The organism is Pedobacter sp. N23S346, assembly GCF_048515415.1.
Classification (GTDB): domain Bacteria; phylum Bacteroidota; class Bacteroidia; order Sphingobacteriales; family Sphingobacteriaceae; genus Pedobacter.
Genome location: NZ_JBLYEE010000023.1, coordinates 1 through 20,178, shown reverse-complemented (window position 1 = coordinate 20,178; position 20,178 = coordinate 1). Strand labels below are relative to the sequence as shown.

Annotated in this window: 17 protein-coding genes; 9 read left to right on the top strand and 8 right to left on the bottom strand. The window is 37.6% G+C overall.

Translation table 11 applies throughout. The features are described from left to right. Nucleotide 1 precedes the first annotated feature (1 nt). Together ACN1CD_RS23200 and pyrF are read right to left on the bottom strand one after the other, a co-directional pair. Nucleotides 2-922, bottom strand: a complete 921-nt coding sequence (locus tag ACN1CD_RS23200) for a DMT family transporter (protein ID WP_419132809.1) — start codon at nucleotides 920-922, stop codon at nucleotides 2-4. 161 nt (nucleotides 923-1,083) lie between these two features. Further along, on the bottom strand, nucleotides 1,084-1,914 hold the full coding sequence (gene pyrF, locus ACN1CD_RS23195; RefSeq protein ID WP_419132808.1) for an orotidine-5'-phosphate decarboxylase: 831 nt from the start codon (nucleotides 1,912-1,914) through the stop codon (nucleotides 1,084-1,086). Nucleotides 1,915-2,337: 423 nt separating this feature from the next. Here pyrF and rho point away from each other — a divergent pair, with 423 nt between their 5' ends. Then, nucleotides 2,338-4,074, top strand: a complete 1,737-nt coding sequence (gene rho / locus ACN1CD_RS23190; protein ID WP_419132807.1) for a transcription termination factor Rho — start codon at nucleotides 2,338-2,340, stop codon at nucleotides 4,072-4,074. An 18-nt stretch (nucleotides 4,075-4,092) separates the two neighbouring features. After that, a complete protein-coding gene (gene pssA / locus ACN1CD_RS23185; protein WP_419132806.1) occupies nucleotides 4,093-4,851 on the top strand; it encodes a CDP-diacylglycerol--serine O-phosphatidyltransferase in 759 nt (252 codons plus the stop codon). A 64-nt stretch (nucleotides 4,852-4,915) separates the two neighbouring features. On the opposite strand, the gene ACN1CD_RS23180 is transcribed toward pssA, so the two are convergent. Further along, nucleotides 4,916-5,287, bottom strand: a complete 372-nt coding sequence (locus ACN1CD_RS23180) for an Hpt domain-containing protein (RefSeq protein ID WP_419132805.1) — start codon at nucleotides 5,285-5,287, stop codon at nucleotides 4,916-4,918. Between the two features lie 17 nt (nucleotides 5,288-5,304). After that, nucleotides 5,305-5,811: a 2-amino-4-hydroxy-6-hydroxymethyldihydropteridine diphosphokinase gene (gene folK / locus ACN1CD_RS23175; RefSeq protein ID WP_419132804.1), complete on the bottom strand. Its 507-nt coding sequence runs from the start codon at nucleotides 5,809-5,811 to the stop codon at nucleotides 5,305-5,307. 38 nt (nucleotides 5,812-5,849) lie between these two features. Between folK and sppA the strand changes: the two genes are divergently transcribed. After that, nucleotides 5,850-7,616 carry a signal peptide peptidase SppA gene (gene sppA / locus ACN1CD_RS23170; RefSeq protein ID WP_419132803.1) on the top strand — a complete coding sequence of 589 codons (1,767 nt, stop codon included), beginning with the start codon at nucleotides 5,850-5,852 and terminating at the stop codon, nucleotides 7,614-7,616. A 73-nt stretch (nucleotides 7,617-7,689) separates the two neighbouring features. On the opposite strand, the gene ACN1CD_RS23165 is transcribed toward sppA, so the two are convergent. Continuing rightward, nucleotides 7,690-9,450 carry an ABC transporter ATP-binding protein gene (locus ACN1CD_RS23165; protein WP_419132802.1) on the bottom strand — a complete coding sequence of 587 codons (1,761 nt, stop codon included), beginning with the start codon at nucleotides 9,448-9,450 and terminating at the stop codon, nucleotides 7,690-7,692. Beyond that, nucleotides 9,434-11,170: an ABC transporter ATP-binding protein gene (locus tag ACN1CD_RS23160; RefSeq protein WP_419132801.1), complete on the bottom strand. Its 1,737-nt coding sequence runs from the start codon at nucleotides 11,168-11,170 to the stop codon at nucleotides 9,434-9,436. The genes ACN1CD_RS23165 and ACN1CD_RS23160 overlap by 17 nt, the downstream gene beginning before the upstream one ends. Nucleotides 11,171-11,503: 333 nt before the next feature. Between ACN1CD_RS23160 and ACN1CD_RS23155 the strand changes: the two genes are divergently transcribed. Next, nucleotides 11,504-12,349, top strand: a complete 846-nt coding sequence (locus ACN1CD_RS23155) for a S1 RNA-binding domain-containing protein (protein WP_419132800.1) — start codon at nucleotides 11,504-11,506, stop codon at nucleotides 12,347-12,349. A gap of 193 nt (nucleotides 12,350-12,542) precedes the next feature. On the opposite strand, the gene ACN1CD_RS23150 is transcribed toward ACN1CD_RS23155, so the two are convergent. Both ACN1CD_RS23150 and ACN1CD_RS23145 read right to left on the bottom strand, forming a co-directional pair. Continuing rightward, complete coding sequence (locus tag ACN1CD_RS23150) at nucleotides 12,543-13,976, bottom strand: ATP-dependent DNA helicase (RefSeq protein WP_419132799.1); 1,434 nt, start codon at nucleotides 13,974-13,976, stop codon at nucleotides 12,543-12,545. A gap of 466 nt (nucleotides 13,977-14,442) precedes the next feature. Beyond that, complete coding sequence (locus tag ACN1CD_RS23145; protein ID WP_419132798.1) at nucleotides 14,443-15,582, bottom strand: putative sensor domain DACNV-containing protein; 1,140 nt, start codon at nucleotides 15,580-15,582, stop codon at nucleotides 14,443-14,445. 1,082 nt (nucleotides 15,583-16,664) lie between these two features. On the opposite strand from ACN1CD_RS23145, the gene ACN1CD_RS23140 reads away from it, so the two are divergent. From ACN1CD_RS23140 to ACN1CD_RS23120, 5 genes are all read left to right on the top strand, one after another. Beyond that, the gene (locus ACN1CD_RS23140; RefSeq protein WP_419132797.1) at nucleotides 16,665-17,471 is read left to right on the top strand and encodes a DUF3822 family protein; all 807 of its coding nucleotides are present in this window, start codon (nucleotides 16,665-16,667) and stop codon (nucleotides 17,469-17,471) included. Beyond that, complete coding sequence (gene rsmD, locus ACN1CD_RS23135) at nucleotides 17,462-18,007, top strand: 16S rRNA (guanine(966)-N(2))-methyltransferase RsmD (RefSeq protein ID WP_419132796.1); 546 nt, start codon at nucleotides 17,462-17,464, stop codon at nucleotides 18,005-18,007. The genes ACN1CD_RS23140 and rsmD overlap by 10 nt, the downstream gene beginning before the upstream one ends. 89 nt (nucleotides 18,008-18,096) lie before the next feature. Then, entirely contained in the window at nucleotides 18,097-18,567 is a 471-nt protein-coding gene (gene coaD / locus ACN1CD_RS23130; protein WP_419132795.1) for a pantetheine-phosphate adenylyltransferase, read from the top strand. A 173-nt stretch (nucleotides 18,568-18,740) separates the two neighbouring features. After that, nucleotides 18,741-19,244 carry an RNA polymerase sigma factor gene (locus tag ACN1CD_RS23125; RefSeq protein WP_419132794.1) on the top strand — a complete coding sequence of 168 codons (504 nt, stop codon included), beginning with the start codon at nucleotides 18,741-18,743 and terminating at the stop codon, nucleotides 19,242-19,244. Beyond that, a complete protein-coding gene (locus ACN1CD_RS23120; RefSeq protein WP_419132793.1) occupies nucleotides 19,234-19,842 on the top strand; it encodes a hypothetical protein in 609 nt (202 codons plus the stop codon). Before ACN1CD_RS23125 ends, ACN1CD_RS23120 begins: the two co-directional genes overlap by 11 nt. The last annotated feature ends 336 nt before the right edge of the window (nucleotides 19,843-20,178 follow it).

Here is a 20,178-nt window from a genome sequence, read left to right as displayed (position 1 = left end):
ATTATTTGTTTTCCGTAACTACTTTCACTTCTGCTTTCCTCTTATAATTTGTAATGAACACACCAGCAATAATCAATACCGTTGCTACAATTAAATCTAAATCAACATGTTCATTTAAAATCAGCCAACCTAAAAATATGGCAATGACCGTATTGAAATAGGTTAAAATAGAGACCTCAGATGCAGAAACCTTTTTAAGGGCATAATGATAACAGAAATAGCCCAATACCGAGCCGAAAATTGCAAGATAAACTGCCGCAAAAATACTTTCTGTTTCCCAAGCACTAATATCAGCCTTGCCTGAAAAAATAAGCGCTAAACCCAATTGAACAATTGCAGAAAAAACAAATTGATAGAACAGGTTTAGAAATATGTACTGAGGTTTTCCACTGTGTTTTTTTGAGTAAATGGTTCCGATTGTCCAGCCCGAAACAGCGATTACCAATGATAATATGCCATTGCGATAACCCGGCTCTAACAGGTCACTTATTCCATCCCTGAAAATAAAGACAATCCCGAGGAAACCAATAAATACGCCAAGAAAACCTTTCAAATTAGCTTTTTGAATGCCCAGGAATACGCAGCCCAAAAAAACCAACAACGGGGATGTGGCATTGATTAACGAGGTTAAACCACTGGGAATGGTTTTCTCCGCAACTGTCGTCATACCATTTGCAATAACCACCATCAAAATAGAAAGCAGGATTTGCCTTTTAAAATTCGACCATCCGATCCATTTCAGTTCTTTCTGCTTAATGAGAATGATCAAAATGATTAAGGAGGCAATGGTTTGGCGAATGGCAGTTACATACCAGGCTGGAATTGATGACACCGCAACGCGAATCCCTAAATAGGTTGTCCCCCAGATCAGTGCAACACCAGCTAAGGCAAGTATAAGTTTTAAGTCTATTTTAGGTTTCATGATTGGTTTATATTAATCGTAAAGACACTAAGTTTTTACAAAAGAAAGTTTTGCCACGGAAACACAGATTTGCACGGAAAGTATCTTTCTCTTTCCTTGTATTCTGTGTTTCCGTGGCTGGTAAGTAATAATTGACTTGAAAAAAATCTTCGAATCTGTGGCTAAACCAAATCTGCCTCAACTAAAATCTGTTCCATTTCTTTTTGCAATTTCAAAGCCTCTTCCCTGGCCTTTTCAGCAAAATCTTCTCCTTGCCCTGCGTAGATGATTCCACGGGAAGAGTTGATTAATAATCCACACTGTGAATTTAGGCCATATTTACAAACTTCCTGTAAATTGCCACCTTGAGCACCAACTCCTGGAACCAGTAGAAAATGATTCGGAGCCAGTCTACGTACATCAGCAAAGGCAGAACCACGGGTTGCACCAACAACGTACATCATTTGTTCATCAGATGCCCATTCCTGAGAAGTTTTTAGTACTTTCTCAAAAAGTTTATCATCTCCTATTTCCTGTAATTGAAAATCTGCATGACCAGAATTGGATGTCAATGCCAGTAAGATCACCCACTTATCTTTGAAGGTTAGAAACGGTGTTACCGAATCACTTCCCATGTAAGGGGCAACCGTTACCGAATCGAAACTCATCTCCGAAGATTTTTCATTAAAAAAAGTTTCAGCATACATGGCCGAGGTATTTCCAATATCGCCACGTTTCGCATCTGCAATACTGAAAATATCCTGTGGTATATATTTCCAGGTTTCAATTAATGTTTCCCAACCTTTTTTTCCATAGCATTCGTAAAAAGCAGTGTTTGGTTTATAGGCCACACATAAATCTTTTGTTGCATCAATGATCTGCTTATTAAATTCCAAAATTGGATTTTCGTACCTTAGCAAGTGTTGCGGAATTTTATCAAGGGAAGAATCTAATCCAACGCATAAAAAAGAACGCTTTTTTTGGATCTGCTCGAAAAGTTGTTGCTTAGTCATATCAGGGGGTTAATTGCTGCAAATATGATGTTTTTTAGGATTTTTGTAGCAGTAAAATGTCTTCACAATTATTATTTTTATAAACATTTTAAACTTTTTCTTGCGGATTACGTTTCAAATACATACAATTGCAACATAATTTCTCAACCGTTTATCTGAATATCCCAGAAAAATCTATCAAAACTTGTTTTTAGTTACCATTTTTCAAAAGCGATTTATCGTTTTTATTCAGCACGTAAACAATTATAAAACCATTTGAGTACCCCAAATAACCACTCATTTTCGGTTTTATAGCCTTAAGAATTTATAAACAATGAAACCGTCTGGCTTTTAAACGAACAATAATTTTAAGCCCTGACACATTTATAGCAGACACATCTGTTATAAAAAAATAAAAAATTTCTTGAAACATATATATTCAGAATGTTTAGCAAAACAGAATTAAATGATAAGCTCACTCCAGAATTACGTGAGCTAGCAAAAACCTATGGCATAGAAAGTGCCGATTCCTTAAGGAAAATCGACCTTGTTGAAGTACTTCTACACCAACAAGAAATTATAAATGCTGCACAAACAGGCTCAGATCCTTACAGTGAACCAGAAGTGGCAGAAGAAAAAGTTGCAGCTGCACCGGTTTCTAAAGCTAAAGCACCAAAGGCAGAAAAAGCGCCAAAAGTTGCTGCAGCTACTACTACTGCTGATAAGCCTGTAAAAAAGAGGGCAAGATTAAGTAAAGATGAACCCGCTGCTCCAATCGAAAGAAGAAGAGATTCGGTTACTTTATTTGATGAGCCACAACACCAGCAACAGCCGGAAAGGCAACCCGATAGACAACCAGACAGAGTGGTTGAATCAGAAGAAAGTGTTAAACCTATCTCTGCTTTAATAGAAGAAAGTGCTGAAGTTCTGCCTGCACCAGCGCAAAAACAAAAGCAAGAGCCGCGCGAGAAACAAGAAAAACCGCAACGCGATGATAACCGCCCGCAAAAGCAACCTGGAGGTGGCAATCACCACAAAAATGAAAACAGTTATTCTAATTTAGATTTCGATAACGTAATCACCAATGAAGGCGTTTTAGAAATTATGCCTGATGGATATGGTTTCTTACGCTCTGCAGATTATAACTATTTAACATCTCCTGATGATATTTATGTATCACAGTCGCAAATAAAACTTTTCGGACTTAAAACCGGAGACACTGTTAAAGGTAGTATCCGCCCACCAAAAGAAGGCGAAAAATATTTCCCTTTGGTTCGTGTTGAAACCATCAATGGCAGAATTCCTGCCGAGGTACGAGATCGTGTACCTTTCGATTATTTAACGCCACTATTTCCAACAGAAAAATTAAATTTATTTACGGATAACAGCAATTACTCTACCCGTATTATGGATTTATTTACGCCGATTGGTAAAGGACAACGTGGTTTAATTGTAGCTCAACCTAAAACTGGTAAAACCAATTTACTGAAGGAAGTTGCAAATGCCATCGCTAAAAACCACCCTGAAGTTTATTTAATTATTCTTTTAATTGACGAACGTCCGGAAGAGGTTACTGATATGGCCCGTAGTGTGCGTGCTGAAGTAATTGCTTCTACTTTCGATGAACCGGCTGAGCGTCACGTAAAAATTGCCAATATCGTTTTAGAGAAATCTAAACGTTTGGTAGAAAGCGGACATGATGTGGTAATCTTGTTGGATTCCATTACGCGTTTGGCCAGGGCTTACAATACTACTGCTCCGGCATCGGGTAAAATTTTATCAGGTGGTGTGGATGCCAATGCATTACACAAACCAAAGCGTTTCTTTGGTGCGGCCCGTAACATCGAAAATGGTGGTTCATTAACGATTTTAGCCACTGCATTAACTGATACTGGTTCTAAAATGGACGAAGTAATCTTCGAAGAATTTAAAGGAACAGGTAACATGGAGTTACAATTAGATCGTAAATTATCGAACAAACGAATCTTCCCGGCAATTGATATTACTGCATCAAGTACCCGTCGTGATGATTTATTATTGGATAGAGATGTTTTACAACGTGTTTGGATTTTACGAAACCACCTGGCAGATATGAACAGTCAAGAAGCAATGGAATTTGTTCAGGCTCAAATTAAGGGAACAAAAAGCAACGAAGAATTTTTAATTTCGATGAACAGCTAATAATAGGTAAAATGGAAGATGGTAAATGGAAAAGGTATTCCATGTTCCATCTTCCATCTCTTCCATCTTCCATATATGAAAAGGCATATTCCTAATCTGATTACCTGTGCAAATCTTTTTTCTGGTTGTATTGGAATCGTTTTTGCATTTAAAGGTGATCTAAAAATTGCCGCTTACTTCGTGATCCTCTCCGGAATTTTCGACTTTTTCGATGGAATGATAGCTCGATTATTGAATGTAAAATCCGCCATTGGCAAAGATTTAGATTCATTAGCCGATATGGTTAGCTTTGGATTTCTACCAGGTGTGATTATGTTTCATTTGCTGGAAGCAAGCGATTACTCGTCTGAGTACCTTCCCTATCTGGGCTTCATTATCACCATTTTTTCAGCACTGCGTTTGGCAAAATTCAACAATGATGAGCGCCAGTCAGAAGATTTTATCGGACTGAATACACCGATGAATACCCTGTTTATCTGCTCTTTACCATACATTGCTACCGATTACCCTAACGTGATCGGGTCGACGATGCTGTTGTTAGCCATTACCGCAATTACCAGCTTTTTGCTGATTAGTGAAATCAAAATTTTCTCATTAAAGTTTAGCAATTTCAGCTGGGCAAAAAACAAAATTAAATTTATCTTTCTGATTTTATCGGCGGTGTTAATAGCTGTACTGCAATTTGCCGCCATTCCCTTCGTACTGGTTTTGTACATCGCTTTATCATTTTTGCATTTCAGAGGGAGTGCAAGCGATACATCATCAGATTTAAAATAAACTTGCTATTCACATCAAATTAGAAGTAGCTGTTAACTACTACCGCTTTTCTAATGACCAATCACTAAAACCGTAATCTGATGTTTTCCTTTTCTAATTCAAGTTGTGCATATACCTGAATCGAGACGAGCTTTAAGCGTTCTATATCAGATTTGATCTGATCAGTAACCTGGTTCCGGGCATTGTACTCAATGGCTTCAACTAAATCCTTTACATCATTCCGACCAATATAACTGAATGTCGGTTTCATTTTGTGTGCACAATTGCCTACCTCTTCCCAGTTTCCGAGGGCTAAAGCTGTTTCAAGCTCTGCTAAATAAACAGGAGTGTATTCGATAAAAGTGTCGAAAATCTCGATCATAAAATCTGCATTATGACCAACCATTCCGATGAGATATGATAAATCTAAGGGATGATTATCATTTATATCTTGCATAAAACAAAGCTAGTTATTTACACCTTTCTAACAGCTAAGTCATCTGTAATATTTTTATAGATGTCCAGAACAGATTTACCCAAAACCGGATGTATCATTTGAGGTGCAATTTCTGCCATTGGCGCCATTACAAATTTTCGAAACTGCATTTGCGGGTGAGGTATATGAAGCAAATTTTCGATATTAATAGCTTCATTTCCAAAAAAAATCAAGTCGATATCGATTAGTCGCTCCCCCCATTTTTCTTTCCGCACCCGGCCAAGCATATGCTCAATATTTAATGCTTTTTGCAATACTTCTACGGCAGCCAAACTGGTCTTCACAGCTACGGCCTGATTCAAAAATGCAGGTTGATCTTTTTTACCCCAGGCAGCCGTTTCGTAAACAGAAGAAATGGCTTCCAAATCCCCTATATCATTGCCAATCAGCGAAATTGCGAGGTCTAAATTTTCTTCTCTATTTCCTAAATTTCCACCAAGTAACAAATAAACAGTCGTGTACTCTAAAGCCTTATTAAGCATCATGTATTTTTATATCTTTACAGCACAAAACTAACATTTAAATGAAAGATTTCTTTAAGTATCTATTTGCCTCCATGCTGGGTTTTTTCCTTTCTTTGGTTGTTATATTTATCATCGTTTTTGTAATCATAGTAGGTGCAATTTCGTCGCTGAATGATGATAAAACGATCTCTGTAGACAATAACTCCGTTTTATTTTTAAATTTAGATCAGCCAGTAACAGAACGTACACCTAAAAATCCTTTTGGCAATCTCCCTATTTTGGGAAGTGACGAGAAAAACGGAATTGGGTTAAATGATCTTTTGAGATCAATTAAAAGGGCCAAAACAGACGATAATATTAAATGCATTTACCTGAATGTGAGCAGTCCAAATGCTGGATACGCCACCATGCGTGAAGTCAGAAATGCATTAATTGACTTCAAAAAATCACATAAAAAAATCATTTCATATAGCGAAGTTTATACACAAAGTGCTTACTACCTGGCTTCTGTTGCCGATAAAATTTACCTCAACCCGGAAGGTGCCCTGGAGTTTAAGGGTTTTAGTTCTGAACTCACTTTCTTCAAAGGTACTTTAGAAAAAGTTGGCGTAGAGATGCAGGTGATTCGCGTTGGGAATTACAAAAGTGCTGTAGAACCTTTCATTTTGGATAAAATGAGTGATTATAACCGCAAGCAGGTTACGGCTTATGTTGGTGGCTTGTATAATACTTTTTTAACCGACATAGCCAAAAGCAGGGATATTAAAAAGGATACCCTATACAATATCGCCGATCAATACCGGATCCGGCAACCTCAGGATGCTTTAAACTATAAAATGGTTGATGGATTAAAGTATAAAGATCAGATTCTCGAAGAACTGAAAGGCATTTCAGGAAGAACCAGAAGCGAAAATATTCGCTCGGTTGATATTAATGATTATTCGAAAAACAACACTACAGCTGGTGACAGTAAAAACAAGATCGCGGTAATTTACGCCAATGGCGAAATTAGTGGTGGCGAGGGAAATGATAACCAAATCGGCTCTGAACGGATCTCAAGAGCAATTAGAAAAGCCAGGCTGGATGATGACATCAAAGCGATAGTGATTCGTGTAAACTCACCAGGTGGAAGTGCTCTGGCTTCAGATGTGATCTGGAGAGAGGTTGTACTTGCTAAAAAAGAGAAACCAGTTATTGCTTCTTTTGGTGATGTTGCCGCATCTGGCGGATATTATATTGGTTGCGCAGCGGATAGTATTTTCGTTCAACCCAATACCATTACAGGTTCTATTGGTGTTTTCGGGCTTATCCCGAATTTCCAAAATTTAATGACGAACAAACTGGGAATCACTTTTGATGGTGTAAAAACTGGTCAATATGCAGATATTATGGCAACCAACCGCCCTATGACCGAAGGGGAAAGATTTATCATTCAAAACGAGTTAAACCGGATTTACAGTGGTTTTGTAAGTCGTGTTGCTGATGGCCGAAAGAAAAGTAAGGCTTATATTGATAGCATTGGCGGTGGCCATGTATGGATTGGTACCGATGCTGTTCAAATTGGTTTAGCCGATAGAATCGGAAGTTTTAACGACGCTATTAATGCGGCAGCAAAGAAAGCAAAAATCAAAGATTTTAAAGTGCTGGAATATCCGGATGTAATTGATCCATTGAAATCTTTTATGGATGAGGGTACGGACAAAATCAAAACCTATTATACCAAACAGGAGTTAGGCGATAATTATATGCTTTATCAGCAAATGAAAAAAGTGATTGCAAGTTCGGGGATTCAAGCCAGAATGCCATTTCAGGCCGTGATCAGATAATGTAATTTGACAGCATGGTTAGTTGCTCAACAACCATGCTGTTCATTCAAAATTGCAATTAAAAAGGAAATGCTTAACTGACTCTTTTTCCTTTTGATAACATGGTCAGCGCATCATTAAGCGTTCCAGCCTGTTGCACCTCTCCCTCATTTACAAAGTAAATTTCATCAGCATTTTCGATTGTGTTTAATCGGTGTGCGATGATGACGAGTGTTGTTTCTTTTGATAATTTATTCAGAATGCTACTCAACAACTGCTCGGTAATGGTATCAATATTTGCAGTAGCCTCATCCAAGATCAGTAATTCAGGATTACGCAACACTGCACGCATAAATGCAATCAACTGCTTCTGCCCCAAACTTATGCTATCAGAACCTGAAGTGATTTGAGTATGGAGTCCTTCATCAAAAATAGCCAACAGCGCATTTAAATTTGCATCCTCTATTATCTTTGTTAACGCATCATCGCTCACATCTTTATACTGGCTGTTTCCATAAAGAATATTATCCTTAACAGATCCTGTAAATAGAAATGGCTCCTGAAGAATAAATCCAATTTTCTGCGTACGTTCTTGTGCGCTAAATGAGCGGATATCTTTTCCATTTAATAATACAGTACCTTTTGTAGCATCGTATAAACGGGAAATTAAAGATGCTGTGGTAGTTTTCCCCCCTCCAGTTGGGCCGATTAACGCATAGGTTTTGCCTTTTTCGAACCTTAGGTTGATGTGGTGAAGAATTTCCTTCGAATCATCATAAGAAAAGTGAACGTTTTTAAATTCCAGCAAAGCATCAGAAGTGATTGTCTGATCACTCTCTACCTGAGCCAGATTTGTTTCCAACAACAAGATTTGTGAAATTCTATCCCAACTGGCCATTGCCACCTGAAAACTGGTCCAAAGGGCGGCCAGTTGCCTCAGCGGATTGTAAAAGTTGATACAATAAGAAATGTAACTTACCAGTAGACCTAACGTAAAGTTTCCAACGGAAATTAAATAAATTCCGAAAAGCAACACAATTAATTGCGCAGCACTGGAAAGTAAACCATAAACCGGAACGAAAATATTATTCGCTAAACCTGCACCAATCGCCGTTTTATAATTCTCCTTATTCGCATCATCAAAACGTTTCCTAAAGTAATCCCGACGATTAAAGGCAATAATAACCTTAAAATTGTTAAGGCTTTCCTGAATTTCGGCACTCATTCCGCCAACACTTTTTAAATTTTTCGCGTTTTTACTTTTCACCCATGGAGATAAGGCCATGGTAAAAATCACGATTATAACTGCAGGAGAAAGTGCCGCAGCGCCCAATTCAAAATTAATCGACAGCAGAAAAACCCCGGCGCCAATCATCGTGATAATGCTACTCACAAATTGCATTAGCGATTGAGAGAAAAACTGATTAAGTTTATCTGTATCATTGTTTACCCTCGAAATTAAATCTCCTGCTTTATTTTGATTAAAGAATGAAACAGGTAATTCCTGAAGCTTATTGAAAATAGCATTTCTTAAGGTATACAACATCCGCTGACCAACCCCACCCATTAATTTGGTTTGGATATATCCGGTAATCATGGCAATCATATAAATTACCAGTAATATCCCACCAAAAACCAATACGCCATGAAATTGCTTGGTTCTGATATATTTATCAATGGTATGTCCAACTAAAAGTGGTCCCAGCAGCAATAAGCCAGAATTCACCAGAATGGCTATTAGCGCTAGTATCAGGTTTTTTCGCTCTGCAGATATGAATTTCAGCAATCTTTTAAGCGCCTGATAGGTAGATTGCTTTTCCTGCCCTTCGTTAAGCTGGTTAAGATTGTAATTCATAGTTGCTTGTGCTCTGTTGTGAGTTGTAAATCTGAACATATTCAGGACTGCTCTGAATCAATTCCTGATGGGTACCGGAGGCGATAACCTCACCCTGCATCATCAAGATAACTTTATCGTAATTTTCTACCGATGCTATTTTCTGAGTAACGGATATGAGGGTTAAACCTGGGTAGTTCTGCCGAATGTTTGCTACAATCCGCTTTTCTGTATTGGTGTCTACCCGGGCAGTAAAATCATCCAGTAATAAAATTTTAGGATTCACAGCCAATGCCCGTGCCAACATTATCCGTTGCTTTTGTCCACCAGACAGGCTGTTTCCACGTTCAGACACAATGGTATTCAGTTTAGCTGGCAGCGCATCAACAAAATCTTTTAACTCTGCAGTCTGAATAGCTTTTTCTAGCGATTCATCAGTTACCGTATCACTAAAGGCAATGTTTTCACGAATGCTCATATTAAAAATAATGCTATCCTGAAAAACGAAGCCCACCTGCTGATGAAAACTCTCCTGGTTATAGCTTTTAATCTCTTTATGATCGAAAAGAATTTCGCCTGTGTTTGGTTCAATCAATCCTGTCAGAATATAAAGCAATTGTGTTTTCCCTGCAGCGGTTGGTCCGATAATAGCTGTTCTTGAACCCGCTTTTGCGGAGAATGAAATATCTTTCAAAATCGGTTTCTGACCGAAATTTAGCGAAATCTTAATGGCTTCTACATCTCCAATCAATGCCTCGGTGATCGTTCCCGGGTGCTTAACCTCTGGCGCATTTAATACACTTTCAATTCTTTGATAAGATGCCGAAGCCTGGGCAATCACGTTGCTCATAAATCCAATAACCAGAATAGGAAAAATGATCAGTGCTAAGTAACTGTTAAATGCAGCAAACTCACCCAAAGTCATGGCATCTGTAATCACAAAGTGTCCTCCAAGTACCAGAATGGTCAATCCAGAGAGGTTAGAAACAAAAACAATAATCGGGATCAAACCAGCAAATAAGCGGAGGATGGATAAGCCCAGATCTCTGGCTTTGGCATTGGCATCTAAAAACTTCTGATATTCTAGCTGCTGAGAATTAATTACCCTAATTAAAGCAGAACCCAAAATACTTTCGCTAATTACCTTATTTAACCAATCTATTACTTCCCGACTTTTAATAAAAAGAATTTTAACTTTTTTCAGCACCATGAAAAACGCAATACCGATGATCGGTACAATTGCAATTACGCAAAGGGCAAGTTTCCAGTTAATCATTAAAAGTAAAATGCTTGCGCCTACAATCAGAAAAAGCGATGATGCGAGGGAGACAATTGCCTGCGAGACAAACATTTTTATAGAATCTGCATCAGAAGTTAAATTAGTAAGCAGTTTAGATGGATTTGCCTCAATGATGTAAGCATGGCTTTGCCTGGAAATCTGACTGGAAAGCCTGGTTCTTAAATCCCTGGCAACACGTTCAGAAGCATAAGTTTGGACAATGCTCTGCAGATAAGTGAAGATGAAAACCAATACGATCGCCAGCCCAAATTGGAACAAAGTTGAATGGAGATTAAAGGTTTTATTCGTATAAGAGTCAATCCCATGAGCGATTATTTTAGGCAACAATAAATTGATCCCATTGCTCAGCAGTGCAAATAATATCAATAAAAAAATTAATCCTTTATATGATGCAAGCAAACTAAAAACACTCGGTTTTTTAGCCTCTTTGGGTTTTGCCATAAGGTGAATTGAAATGGTTTGACATCAAATTTAACCGAATTATTTGATATCGTTTGTAAGATGTATAATTAAAATTAGATAAGTAAATGGTTAAATCAAATTGCAAAGATATTTAAATGCAGATTAAATATTCACCTTTCTAGTTTATCAATTTATTTACTTTCTTTTAATACCATATTAATGGTGATGGCTGTTGCCACTATTGCAACTTTTTGATTGCTTCCTGCATAACTGGGATCAATAGGCTGGGTAGATAAAAAATTAAATCCATCGTTGCCTGCAAAGATTGCTACCTTTGCACAGCACCATTGAAGAAAATGGTTGACCCATATTATGATTGAAATAGGAAAATACAACGAATTAAGAGTTTTAAGTAAAACAGAAGCTGGCTTAAATTTAACTGATGGTGAAAAATTGGTAATCTTACCATATCAATATGTACCTAAAGGTTTAGAAATTGGCGATAATGTAAGCGTTTTTGTTTACATCCAAAAAGATGGACGCCTTACCGGAACCACTCAAAAAGCCTACGCAGAGGTAGGTGATTTTGCTTTCTTAAAAGTAGTTTCTGATGGCGATGATGGCATTTTTATGGATCTAGGAATCGATAAAGATGTTTATGTACCTACTAAAGAACAAAAAAGGCCGATGCAAAAAGGCTATAAATATGTAGTCTATTTATATTTGGATGAGAATAGCGATCGCTTATTGGCATCATCTAAACTCTACGACTTTGTTGAAGAGGAAAATTTTGAGTTTGAAGAAGGCGACGAGGTGAGTTTACTTATTACAGAAGAAACGGATCTGGGTTTCAACGCCATCATTAATAACACCTATATCGGTTTGCTTTACCATAATGAGGTTTTTGACAATATTCAGGTTGGCGAACAACGTAAAGGCTGGATTAAAAAGATCCGCGTAGAAGGCAAAATTGACCTGACTTTACAACCTAGCGGATACGGGCATATTTTAGATTCTAAAGAGATGATTTTAGCTGCATTGAAAAAAGATGGTGGCGTAATCGAACTTGGGGATAAAAGTACTCCTGAAGAAATCTACCATCGTTTTCAGATTAGCAAAAGTGCATTTAAAAAAACCATTGGTTCGCTTTACAAGGAGCGTTTGATTGTACTTTCTGATGATTCGATTCGGTTGTTAACCGACGAGGACGCGGAGTAACCAGCTATTTTTGCCGCAGATTCGCAGATTAAATTTACCACATAAAATGTAATAACATAGAGGATAAAGTGTTCTTGTATAATTACAAACATGCGAGGCGAAACAATAAAACTAATCTGTGAATCTGCGGCTAAACTTAATTTATATCTTGTAGCTAAAATAAATCCGTGTTTTTATAGCAGAATTTATCTCCCTAAAAATACTCCTCCTGGGCAGTTTTCGCGAAAAGTTGTTGCGCGAAATTAACCAGATACAACTCTTTTTTTGCCCTCGTTACAGCTGTGTATAGCCACCGCAGAAAATCCAAGTCAATCATCTCTTCGGTTAGGTAGCCTTGATCAGCAAAAACCGCATCCCATTGCCCGCCCTGTGCTTTATGACAAGTTACTGCATAAGCGAACTTTATCTGCAAAGCATTGTAGAATGGATCTGCCTTAATGGCCAGCATCCGCTGACGTTTATTCGCAATATGGGCATAATCTTCATTCAGGCCTTCAAAAAGCTTTTTATTTTGTTCATAAGGCAAGTTTGCAGATTCCAGGTTCAAGGTATCCAGCATTACCTTACAGCTAATTTGGCCCGCAGCCGGGAAATCCATAAATTCTAAAGTAGCATCAGCAAAGCGGAAACCATAACGCTCCTCTTCGCCCCGAACGCGGATTACCTTCGCCATATCACCATTCGCAATAAAGGCAGTTTCCTCATTTTCAGGTAACCAAAAATAGTTATTGCGTACCACCATAATCTGGTCGCCACCAGTTAATTCCTCTTCCCGATAGAGTAGCCTGGCCCTGATTTGCTGATTGTAAATATTTGCAGATTTATTCGATCGGCAAATTACTAAGGTATTTTCCATTCCAAACTTTCGGTAAGCATATTCCAGCCCCTCAACCAGCTTGGCACCGGCCATATTATAAATATCCTTATAGTTTTTTGTGAGGAACTTAGGCAAAGGGTTTTCTGGATTTTTAGCAATTTGATTCCTCAACATCGTCGCATTGGCTAAAATGCCTGATTTTTTCTCTTGTCGGACAACCTCTTTTAATTCCACTGAAGTAATGGTTAATGCAAATTTATCCTTCAGATATTGTTCATTTAGCGCCGGACTTTCTAAACTACCCACAGGCGGAAGCTGAGCCGTATCGCCAACAAAAAGCAAAAAACAGTTCCTGGTATTGTAAACAAACTCCAGCAAATCTCTTAAAATTGAAGAACCGGTTTCATTAAACTCATCAGCAATCATCGATGCTTCATCAATGATAAAAAGCGTATTTTCAGAAAGGTTTGGCGCAATTTGAAATTGCATTTCTGGTGACGCCGCCGAGCGCTTCCGATAAATTCTTTTGTGGATGGTTAATGCTTTCCGATTGGAATACTGGCTCATCACCTTAGCCGCACGACCAGTAGGCGCCAATAATTCACTTTTTAAATTAAATTTCATTAAAACCTTTACCAAAGCAGCAACAGAGGTTGTTTTACCAGTTCCGGCGTAGCCCTTTAGTACAAAGCAGCGATATTCATCAGCTTCCTGCAAAAATTTCGACATCCGCTCGCAAAAAAGCAACTGCTCCCGGGTTGGCGTGTGTTCATAAGCTTGGGCAATCAGTTGACTTTTATCTAGGTACATTTATTGTTAAATGGTTTTATTCTTGAATTGTTTTGAAAAGCATTTGCTTTAATGATTTGGACAGCAATTGTACTGCTAATCGGGTGCTGTAGTCCGTCTTTCCGCTATATCCCCGATAAAAAATCGGGGTATGCCGTTACAATACGGTTTAGAAGGCAAAGATACCAGCTCTTTTTAATGCTTGCTCCTGCAAACTGCATAAACATCGTAGATTTCCATCCAACAAAGCCTTACCACCCTATCTCCGTTCCACTTAAATCCGGCCTAACAAATTTTTCGGGATAGCTTATCAAAGCCAAACCACTAACTTTAAAAGAAAAATTTTCAGCCGGCAATTTTTGTTTCTTTTTGTTGTCAAAAAGAAAAAAGCCCGTTCGGCCAGGACAATTAAAAGTCGTAGCGGGACGATACAATTAATACATTATAACTTAAGATTGCTTCATACTTCTCAATAACGGTTTTCTGATTACAATAACAACGTTTCAATCCGATGTGCCATCACCATTTTCTGCTGTTTGCTCCAACTAAAAATTGTGAAATGCCCATCCTGCGAAGCCACCAAGCCAATAGCCTCGGGTTGATCGTTCACAAACTGCGCTACGGAAAAATGCCTTGTTCCACCCAACTGGCCAGGATATAAAAGTTTATCCTCACCACCTACAATCGGTTCTGAAAATGCAATCTGCTCTACCGTCGGTTTTCCTTTCGCCCGCCCTATTTTGGCGCCAAAAGCAATTAAATCAAACTGATCATTGATAATTGTTGCTCCATCTACGGCAGTTAAACCAGCTAAATGTTCTACCTCGCGTCTTAATGCACCCTGCGAGAAAATTTCAGTTTGATTTCCACTTTGCTTGGCTAAATTCGATAATCCGCTAAAAGGTGGTTCAATTAAGTATTGAATCGGATGAATAATAGATTCTTCCCATTTGGTATTGTCTTTAGGAACAATCAGCAAAGCACCACCCCGCCCGTGGCCACGCATGGAAACAGAAAATTGAATTAAAATATTAATCGGATCGTTCCAGCTGGCTAACACAGTTAAATCCAATAGGGCTTTCAAAATCGGCGGACAATCGCGGTTAGTGCAAGAAGTATCATCCACTATTCTAATTTGCTCGCCCTTTAACACGGCCACATTAGTATATTTTCCGATGCCGTAAATCCGTCGATGTTTTATTACGATCAGGCCCGGCTCTGAAACATCAACCACAAAACAAAAATTCGGAATATTCAAAGTTGTGCCCCAAATGTAAAGTTCGCCATTTTCTTCCCACACGCCCAAATGAATTCCCGAACGTTCTATACCAGGTGCTATTTTAGTCAGCGTATTTGCATTTAAAGGCAAAGGCTTAGCAAACTTTAATGGTTTAGAAGTTTGTGAAGGTGGCAAAAAAGCGATTGAAATACGAGGTGAGTGTCCTTCTTCTTTGCGCAAGCTACTCCAGAAAGCAACATCAATAAGCGCTTCAATAGTTTGTTTATCTGGCTGTGTAGCCAAATCAACTTCGCCTTGCGCTGCTGCATTCGCATGGAGCTTAACAAAATGTTGTTCAATTTTAGCCGCAACTGTGTTTGCCGCTTTATAAGTAGGCTTGTAACTCATGTTTCGAATTTAAGCTGAATATTTCGATTTTCAGATAGGCGAAAGGTTTGATTTTGGTAAAAAGATTTAGCAGAGCTTTAACCACAGATGTACGCAGATTTTTATCCAGAGCATCAAAAAAACTTATCTAAATAGTTTGCCACAGAAACATCAAAGGCACAGAAGAAAAGAACGTTAAACTATCAAACTCTTTCCGTGTTAATCTGTGTTTCCGTGGCAAAACCTAAATAATTCTCTTCTCTTTAAAACACTCACCTACCAATATATTCCGTGTTAGTCTGCGCTTCCGTGGCAAAACTTAAATATTCTCATCGTTTTAAACACTCGCCTACCAATATATTCAGTATGAATCTATGCTTCCGTGGCAAAATTTAAATATTCTCATCGTTTTAAAATACTCGCCTACCGATATATTCCGTGTTAATCTGTGCTTCCGTGGCAAAACCTAAATAATTCTCTTCGCTTTAAAACACTCACCTACCAATATATTCCGTGTTAATCTGTGCTTCCGTAGCAAAACCTAAATAATTCTCTTCGCTATAAAACACTCACCTACCAATATGTTCCATGATAACCTGCGTTTCCATGGCAAAATTTAGATAATTCTCATCGCATTAAAACACTCGCCTACCAATATATTCCGTGTTAGTCTGCGCTTCCGTGGCAAAACCTAAATAATTCTTATCGTTTTAAAATACCCGCTTACCAATATGTTCCGTGTGAATCTGTGCTTCCGTGGCAAAATTTAAATAATTCTCATCGTTTTAAAACACTCGCCTACCAAAATATTCCGTGTTAATCTGTGTTTCTGTGGCAAAACCTAAATAATTCTTATCGCTATAAAACACTCACCTACCAATATATTCCGTGTTAGTCTGCGCTTCCGTGGCAAAACCTAAATAATTCTCTTCGCTTTAAAACACTCACCTACCAATATATTCCGTGTTAGTCTGCGCTTCTGTGACAAAATAAGTGTATGTCTTTCATTTTAAATTATCAAACCTGCTCCCAACTTAGCGTCCTTTGCGAAAAAACTTTGTACCCTTTGCTGTTAATCTCTAAAAAACTCTATTTTTGCTTCAATGAGTAATAACAGTCTCTTATTGGTCGACCCGGATTTTAAAGCTGATACATCAGTGAACTGCCAGTTATTGTTAAAAATAACAAATGATAGTTTTTCTTATGCCGTGGTTGATCAGCACTCAGAGCAGATTAAAGTAATTTTCGATAAACAAGGTTGTACAGATCTTGATCGGGATTTACAGTCTGCTTTCGAATCAGATCGTTATTTGTCACAATCATATGGTGCAGTGAAAGCGGCTGTGCATACCTCAAATTTTATTTTCATTCCAGATGAATGGTTTAATCCTGACGATCTTTCCCTTTACTCAAAATTCTTAGGGTCTGATGAAAAGCTCTACACCAAAAACCATAATCAACTAGGTTTCAATACCGTTTTTTCTTTAAATGAAAAACTAAAAGAGAAGCTACCTGAAAATACTATATTTTATCCTCAGTCATCTCCTTTAATAGCGCTGTTCAATCACCTATCTGGAGACTCGTTATTAATTGATTTTACCGCATCTTCTTTTAACGTACTTTTTATAAAAGATCAGAAGATCAATTTCCAAAACCATTATGAGGCAGAAAATGCCGAAGAATTTAACTACTTTCTGTTGTTGATTATGGAGCAGTTAGCATTAACAGAGGCTGTTCCGGTTTATCTTCAAGGCATTATCAATGAAGATGATGATTACTATAATACATTATTAAAATATTTTAACAATCTATATTTCTTTCTGCCTGCTGAAAAACAAAACGGTGAATTACTGGCCGATATGCCTAAACACTATTTCAGCGGCCTACTTGCTTTACGTTTATGCGAATAATTGGAGGTAAATTTAAAGGGATTCGTTTGCAACCACCTGCAAATTTACCCGTGCGTCCCACTACTGATATGGCCAAAGAGGCACTTTTCAATATTTTAAATAATAAATTTGATTTCGAAACCTGTTCGGTTCTGGATTTATTCTGCGGTACTGGAAACCTGACTTTCGAATTTGCTTCCCGCAATGCAGAAAAAGTTTTGGCTGTGGATCTGGATTATGGTTGTATTAATTGGGTTAAAAATACTGCCCAAAAATTCGAATTTGATCAAGTGGAAGTGCGTAAGGGCGATGTTTTTAAATTGCTGAAGCAAATGACAGGTACTTACGATTTAATTTTTGCTGATCCGCCTTATAACATGCCCAACATTCCACAATTACCTATTTTGGTCAAAGAACAACAATTGCTTAAACCCGATGGATTACTGGTTGTAGAGCATCAAAGTCACATGAAATTAAATAGCCATCCTGGCTATACTGAAACCCGTAAATATGGGAACTCTTCTTTCAGTTTTTTTGAATATGTTGCGTTAGATTAACTGCAGGGAGCATAAATTTTTCGCAAAGAACACAAAGTTTTAAAAGATTTAAGCTTCTTCCTTTCCGCTTAAAAATCTATATTTGAAATATGAAGATAGCGCTATTTCCAGGTTCATTTGACCCCATAACAATTGCACACGTGAATATTCTGCAACGTGCTACTCCCCTTTTCGACAAGATTATTATTGGCATTGGATTGAATAGTTCTAAACAAAACTTTCTTACTGCAGAACAGCGTTTACAAATCTTAGAGACCGTTTTTCAAGGCTATAAAAATATAGAAATTCAAACCTATGAGGGCTTAACTGTTAATTTTTGTCGGAAGATAAATGCCACTTATATGGTTCGTGGTATTCGTTCAGCATCAGATTTTGAATACGAAAGAGCTATTGCGCAGATTAACCAAACGATGATGCCTGAAGTGGAAACCATTCTACTTTTGAGTAAACCAGAGTATTCTGCTATCAGTTCTACTATAGTTCGCGATATCTTAAGAAACCACGGCGATGTAAGTCCATTTGTACCCAAAGAAGCTTTAGACTTTTTATATCAACCTTAAATTCAAGGTTTTTAAAATTTATTTACGGATTCTGTAACGTTTTAAAAAATCGTTTACCAATTGAGTAAATAAATTTATTTATGAAAACTCAAGCAAACAAGCTTTTTAAGCTATCCTTTTACACTTCCATCCATAACTAATTCTATTCATTTAGCTATTTTAAAATATCTTAAATGAAAGAAACTGAAACCATATTTCTCTCGCTGATTAATCAGCACAAAGCGATTATACATAAAGTTTCAAAAATGTATATGAACGATGTTGAGCAACAGCGAGACCTGTTTCAGGAAATCGTGATGCAACTTTGGAAAGCTTACCCAACTTTTAAAGGAAACAGTAAATTCTCCACCTGGATGTACAGGGTAGCATTAAATACAGCATTGGTTTATTTCAAAAAGGATAAGAGGAAAGTTGATAAGACGCCGCTTGATGAAAATATTGATGTGATTGACATTAATGAAAGTGAATTAAAAGAAGAAAAACTCGCTTACTTATACAAAGCCGTTCAGGAATTAAATGCGGTGGAAAAAGCACTGATATTTCTCTTTCTCGAAAATCAATCGCATAGAGAAATTGCCGAAAACTTGGGTATAAGCGAAGTAAATGCTCGTGTAAAACTCAACAGAACGAAGGAAAAATTACAATTCATTATAAAGAAGAACGGTTATGAATTTTGACGAATTAAAAAATGAATGGGAGGCTGATGGCGCAAGTGAGACTAATATTTCAGCAGATATGCTTAAAATAAGGGAAGCGCACAGTCCTATAGATATCATCAGAAGAAAGATGAAACATGAATTCACTTATCAAATTATCAGTCTGGTTTTAATGGCTGCTATCCCTTATTTTTTTGGATTCTCCGCCAATATTGAGATGGTTTATTTGGTTTTTTATGCCATAACCTGCGGCTTTATAGCATATTATTTTTTTAAATTTTATCAATTCTATAAAAACTCATATGATATGAGTATGGATAGCCGTAAAAGTATCCTTTGGTTTTTCTACGAAATGAAATTGAATATCGAACTTTATAAAGCATTAACCTACATTATTGTTTTTGTTTGGGTAGGCTTTCTAGCCGTTTATTTACTATTCGAAAAAATGGGTGCAATCAATAAGATTTTAACGAAACTTTCACCAGCATATATTTTGCTAAACTGTTTTATTACGATTCTGATAATTGGTGTAATTACTGAGCTTTGGGCCTGGTATTATTATGGGAAATATTTAAAACGAGTTAAGAAAATTGTTGACGAATTGGATTTTGAAAATTAGCGAGATGGTAACGGCGATCGCTATAGCCACATAACAAAGCCAAACCACCGTTTCTTCGTTCTGCTCCTAGACCAGCATGGTCAATTTTCGGGATAGCACTGCCCAAGCTCATCCACAGCATGACGAATCGGTTAGTATATCCCTCGAGAAATCTATTTTGCGACGAATCGTCCTCCTGAACTTGATTCACTATTGTCCGGTAAAAAAAAAATTGTTGGAAAAAAGGTTTGATTTCGGTCAAAATAAGTGGGTTTATGTTTTGAAACTGATATCAAAGCCCCCCAATTTCAGCTGTTGGCTCTGAGGTGGGGTATATAGCTTTTCAGGATTATTCAA

Bases quoted from the DNA above. Each gene is read 5' to 3' on its own strand.
- pyrF (WP_419132808.1), bottom strand. From the start codon at position 1,914: ATGACTAAGCAACAACTTTTCGAGCAGATCCAAAAAAAGCGTTCTTTT.
- ACN1CD_RS23120 (WP_419132793.1), top strand. From the start codon at position 19,234: ATGAATTTTGACGAATTAAAAAATGAATGGGAGGCTGATGGCGCAAGT.
- ACN1CD_RS23150 (WP_419132799.1), bottom strand. From the start codon at position 13,976: ATGTACCTAGATAAAAGTCAACTGATTGCCCAAGCTTATGAACACACG.
- sppA (WP_419132803.1), top strand. From the start codon at position 5,850: ATGAAAGATTTCTTTAAGTATCTATTTGCCTCCATGCTGGGTTTTTTC.
- ACN1CD_RS23140 (WP_419132797.1), top strand. From the start codon at position 16,665: ATGAGTAATAACAGTCTCTTATTGGTCGACCCGGATTTTAAAGCTGAT.
- ACN1CD_RS23155 (WP_419132800.1), top strand. From the start codon at position 11,504: ATGATTGAAATAGGAAAATACAACGAATTAAGAGTTTTAAGTAAAACA.
- ACN1CD_RS23125 (WP_419132794.1), top strand. From the start codon at position 18,741: ATGAAAGAAACTGAAACCATATTTCTCTCGCTGATTAATCAGCACAAA.
- pssA (WP_419132806.1), top strand. From the start codon at position 4,093: ATGGTAAATGGAAAAGGTATTCCATGTTCCATCTTCCATCTCTTCCAT.
- rho (WP_419132807.1), top strand. From the start codon at position 2,338: ATGTTTAGCAAAACAGAATTAAATGATAAGCTCACTCCAGAATTACGT.
- ACN1CD_RS23160 (WP_419132801.1), bottom strand. From the start codon at position 11,170: ATGGCAAAACCCAAAGAGGCTAAAAAACCGAGTGTTTTTAGTTTGCTT.
- rsmD (WP_419132796.1), top strand. From the start codon at position 17,462: ATGCGAATAATTGGAGGTAAATTTAAAGGGATTCGTTTGCAACCACCT.
- ACN1CD_RS23180 (WP_419132805.1), bottom strand. From the start codon at position 5,287: ATGCAAGATATAAATGATAATCATCCCTTAGATTTATCATATCTCATC.
- folK (WP_419132804.1), bottom strand. From the start codon at position 5,811: ATGATGCTTAATAAGGCTTTAGAGTACACGACTGTTTATTTGTTACTT.
- ACN1CD_RS23165 (WP_419132802.1), bottom strand. From the start codon at position 9,450: ATGAATTACAATCTTAACCAGCTTAACGAAGGGCAGGAAAAGCAATCT.
- ACN1CD_RS23145 (WP_419132798.1), bottom strand. From the start codon at position 15,582: ATGAGTTACAAGCCTACTTATAAAGCGGCAAACACAGTTGCGGCTAAA.
- ACN1CD_RS23200 (WP_419132809.1), bottom strand. From the start codon at position 922: ATGAAACCTAAAATAGACTTAAAACTTATACTTGCCTTAGCTGGTGTT.
- coaD (WP_419132795.1), top strand. From the start codon at position 18,097: ATGAAGATAGCGCTATTTCCAGGTTCATTTGACCCCATAACAATTGCA.